The 5,136-nt window shown below is 27.1% G+C and carries 3 protein-coding genes; all 3 read right to left on the bottom strand.

Going from position 1 to position 5,136, the window contains the following annotated elements:
* Positions 1-221: condensation domain-containing protein (locus tag B3603_RS17255; protein WP_291567214.1), on the bottom strand; the 221-nt coding region annotated here is incomplete at its 3' end.
* 21 nt (positions 222-242) lie between these two features.
* Positions 243-3,317: a cyclic peptide export ABC transporter gene (locus B3603_RS17260; protein ID WP_291567216.1), complete on the bottom strand. Its 3,075-nt coding sequence runs from the start codon at positions 3,315-3,317 to the stop codon at positions 243-245.
* A gap of 72 nt (positions 3,318-3,389) precedes the next feature.
* Positions 3,390-5,136: condensation domain-containing protein (locus tag B3603_RS17265; protein ID WP_291567218.1), on the bottom strand; the 1,747-nt coding region annotated here is incomplete at its 5' end.

Genomic DNA, 5,136 nt, shown 5'->3' on the forward strand with positions numbered 1-5,136 from the left:
CTAAAAATTGTTCTTAGCATTTCATTACTATCTATTACAAACTGCCAAGCTCTTTGTAATAACTCTATCTTCAAGTCACCTCCAAGAGTTAAGCTTAATTGCTCATGATACATACTACTTTCTTCATCACTAATATAATGAAACAACATTCCTTGTTGCAAGCTAGTTAATGACATAAAATTCTCTATATTATTTTTATCTAACTTATTACTTTGCCTCACATTATCACCTCATTACAACATTTATAAAGAACTTATCTTACCCAATTCCATTTTTATAACTCTATCTGCAAGATTAAAGTATTTATCATCGTGAGTTACAGCTATTACACACTTTCCCTTAGCTTTAAGCTCTGGTAGTAAAGAATCGTAAAAGAACAACCTAAACTCTGGATCTTGGTCTGCTGCCCATTCGTCAAATAAATAAATTGGCCTGTCCTCTAAATAAGCAACTAATAATGCTAATCTTTTCTTTTGACCTGTTGATAATTTGATTGTGCTAAACTTTCCATCTTTTATTTCAACTTTTTTGTCTAGTTTAAGTATCTTTAAATAGTTTTTTATTTCAACTTCTTTATCCTTATAATCAATTCCATAAAGCTTATCAAATAAGTAAAAATCGCCAAATACAGTAGAATAGTTTTCGCTCAACATCTTTTCTGAAACTTTAATATCATTTAAAGTTATATCCCCCTTAGAAGACCCATAAAGTCCGGTTATTAACTTAGCTAATGTAGACTTTCCACTACCATTTCCACCTGCAATAAATATTATTTCCCCAGATTTAAATTCATAGTTAATAGGCCCCACTTTAAAATTATTTTCATCATTTTTATCATACTCATATTCTACTTCGTTTAATTTTAAGCTAATATTTTTGTCTGACAGTCTTTGTATATTATTATCATCTTTATGATCATGTATCTCATCTAATAATCCATTGATTCTTTTTGATGCTATTCTCACTTCAATTACTTGAGGTATAGTGTTTAATATTCCATGAACTGGACCCGTCATGTAAAGTAATATAAATACGTAACTTGTTACACTGTTTACTTCTAGATTTTTTAAAATTAAAGGGAAAATAAATACTACTGATCCAATAGCTAAAGTAAATAAAAGTTCTCCTATCACAAACATATTTGCAAATGCCAAAGCTGATTGTCCTCTTTTAACTCTAAATTTATCACAGCTTTTTTCCATATCTGCTTCAAATTCATTTTTTCTTTTTCCATTAAGACTTAGTTCTTTAAAGCCACCTATTAAATCATTAATAAATTTAAAAAACACATTTTGAAGATCTCTTGCCTCTTCTCCGATTCTATTTGCATATCTACCAACTAAGTAGTATATACTTGCAATAAATAATATTATTATTACTGAAAATAACAAAGCATATTTATTTATAAAGCCTAGATATATAAAGCAGAAAATAAGCGTAATAGCACTTGTTACTCCACCAATTAAAACATTTACAAATCTACTTATAGTTTCTGTGTCATTGTTTAGTGTAGTTTCTATTCTTCCATCTTCAATATCTTCAAATTTCTTATATGTCGTCCTTAATAAACACTTTATAATTTCCATTCTTTTTGAATATACTATGTCATTTGTTATTTCTATTAATTTTTCTCTCATAATCTTTTGACCATAAACATAAAAAATTATCCCTAGTACAAAATATATTAATAATTTAATTCTCATATCATTGCTACTATTTATAGCCATATTAATGGTGAAGATTATAAGAGCATTTCCAAATCCACTAACACAACTTAATACTGACAGCATTAATATAGATTTATCGTCCTTATTTTTACAAAAACTTGTTAATAAGGAAAATATATATACTAGCCAAATACTTATATATAACAGATAAGCGGCAGCTTTTACACTTTTAGGAAGCCATACAAATACAAAATTCCATGATACTCCCATATAAAAGATATATGGAATTAAATATATACAATAGCTAACTCCAATTATAAAAATAAATGAAATAACAGCTCTTAGAACGCTTTTTATTCCCTTTACTTTTAAGTTTCTTTTTCTTTTAAATATCTGCATTATTGCTTTAATCATAAAATATAAAGTACTTATAGCAATTAAAATTCCAATACATATAATTGCAATAGCAATGTTATCTGCATTTTTATTTAAGTCTTTTACATCTTTGCTATAATCTTTACCTTGTAATATTTCATTAATGCCTTGGGTAATATCTGTTATATACTTAGAGTTCATGTTACCAAGCACTGCAATTCCTACTTTATCTTCTGGTCTAAATGTTATAAACGAAGAATAGTTAGGATTATTTCCTCCATGAGAAATTTCTCCACCATCTTTTTGATAAACAAACCACCCACTACCGTAAGATGCACCATCTGCTAAAGGTGCAATTCTACGATTAGGTTTATGTGAATCCTCAATTAATTCTCTATCAAATTTAGAGTTATTAAAATTACCCATTTGAATTTTAAGCCATTTTGCCATATCTTCAGCATTAGATATAATATATCCAGCTGGTTTATTACCTTTATAGATAGGTGCATCATATGGACGAGCACTTAAGAATCCAATTTTATATCCTTTAGACATATCTTTTTCCATACTGTCACTTCTATCCATATAGGTATTATTTAATTCCATAGGCTTTAAGATATTTTCTTCAATATATTTTTCATATGTCATACCTGTTACTTTTTCAATTACTAATCCTAAAACATCATAGTTTATAGTTGCATATTGAAACTTTTTACCTGGCTCACTGTCTAGTTCTATATCAATCAGAGTCTTAACTGTTTCGTCAAGAGCGTTATCCGCATTAGAAACTGGTATTTTATCTATGGTTTTAAATGGCATTCCGCTTGTTTGATATAATAACTGTTCTACGGTTATCGAAACCTCACTGCCTTGATATTTCATCTTAAGCCAAGGAATATATTTAGTAATTTCATCATCAAGTTTAATTAATCCATCCTTCTCCAGCTTTAGAATTCCTAGAGCAGTAAAAGCTTTACTATTAGATCCAATTTCAAATAATGTTCTGCCAGTAACTAGCTCTTTTGTTTCTATATTAGAATATCCGAAACCTTTCTGATAAATAGTTTCATCATCTTTAACTATAACAACAGACATTCCTGGTATTTTACCTTTACTCATCTCTTTCCCTATAAACTTTTCTATTTTAACTTTATCATCTTCTGATAACTTGCTTATTTCATAACTATCAGAACCTAAAGAGTAGCTTTTAAAAGGCACTAAAATTATAGTGAGAAAAATACTAAATGCAACTAATAATTTATTTACTTTTTTCATAATACTATTTACTCCTCATATAAATTTAATTATATTTTTCCTTTAAATAAACTATATTTACAAAACTCTATTTTAACTAAATAGAGAATCTAAATCTTCTTGCGAAATTTCTGCAGCATCAAAATCTGATGGAGTAAACTCTTTAAAATGTTTATTAACACAATGATTTAAAATTAGTTTCAATGTATCTATATAACTTTCCATAAACTTTTCAATTGTTTCATCTTTAAATCTGTTACTACTATAAGTAACTTTTATCTTTAATTCTCTATTTACTACCATAGCATCTATATCCATTAATGCTGTTAATAAATTATTTTTATCACTATATAACCCGAATTCAATATTTGATAGATTTAGTTTATCTTTATCTATTATGTTGTCAAAATCTCCAAGATAATTAAATCTTATATATTTAGTTTTTTGTTCTTTAAGTTCTTTATTTAATAAATTAAGAATGCTATAATTAAATCCTTTATTAGGTATATTTCTAAATTGTTCCTTTAAAGATTTAATGTTATCCTCTATATCTTCATGATCTATCTTGAAGTATGCTGGGTACATACTTGTAAACCACCCAACAGTTCTAGATACATCAATATAGTCATTTATTAATTCCCTTCCATGCCTTTCAAGTTCAACTATTATTTCATCTTTCTTAGTTAATTTGTTGATTGTAAGCACCAAACCAATTATTAAAGCTTCATTAAATTCCATATTATAAATTTCATTTATATTTTTTATCAAACCGTCTAATGTAGCTTGATCTAATTCCTTATTTAAAACACTCGATGTTTTTATAGTATCTTCAATTGCATTGTAATCTACAGGATAATCATTATCCTTTTCTAAAATTAATTCCCAATAATGTTTCTCACCATTAAAATCATTCTTTTTATATTCTTGCAATGCTTCTGACCATTCTTTAAATGAATGAGTCTTCATAGGCAACTTTAATTCTTCATCATTCTCCAATTGCTTTAGTGTAGTTAAGAAATCATCTAATATTATTCTCCATGAAACTCCATCTACTATTATATGGTGAGCTGTAAATAAGATAGCTTGTCTTTCAGCTTCTAAATCAAACATAGTTACATTAAATAAAAGACTATTTTCTATATCAAAATTAACATTAGCATCTTCTATTAAATTTTTAATCTTTTCACATTGCTTCTCGTAAGAACATTGGGATAAATCAAAACATTTAACTAATGAACTCTTAATTAAATATTCATTATTGTAATATAATCTATTATCTTTCTTATTATAATTAATTCTTAATCCATCATGATATTCAATTAATTTATTTACAGCAACTATAACCTTATTAATATCAAAAGCACCATTGTACTCTAAGAGCACATGTTGATTGTATATATTTGGATTTTTAAAATCTTGATTAAAGAACCATTCTATAATAGGAGTTCTCTCAACACTACCTTCTCTTTGCTCCTGGCTTATAAATCTAACACTATTGCTTTCTTGCATTGTAGCTGCTATTTCTTCAATAGAATCAAATGTTAATATATCTTTTACCTTAACTTCTAAACCAACATTTTTAAGCTTTGAAGAAATTTGAATTGCTTTTATAGAGTCTCCTCCAAGTTGATAGTAATTATCGTTTATGCTTATATTTTCTAAACCTAAAATTTCTTGCATAGCTTTAACTAGCTCTTTTTCCGCTAAAGTTTTATATTTTATAAATTCCTTCTTAACCATTTCTGGTTCTGGAAGTAACGCATAGTTGACCTTTCCATTTAAGGTTAATGGTAGTTTGTCCATAAATACAAAGTTAGCTGGAATCATATATTTAGGTAAG

It is taken from the genome of Clostridium sp. UBA2485 (assembly GCF_002341865.1).
Classification (GTDB): domain Bacteria; phylum Bacillota; class Clostridia; order Clostridiales; family Clostridiaceae; genus Clostridium_J.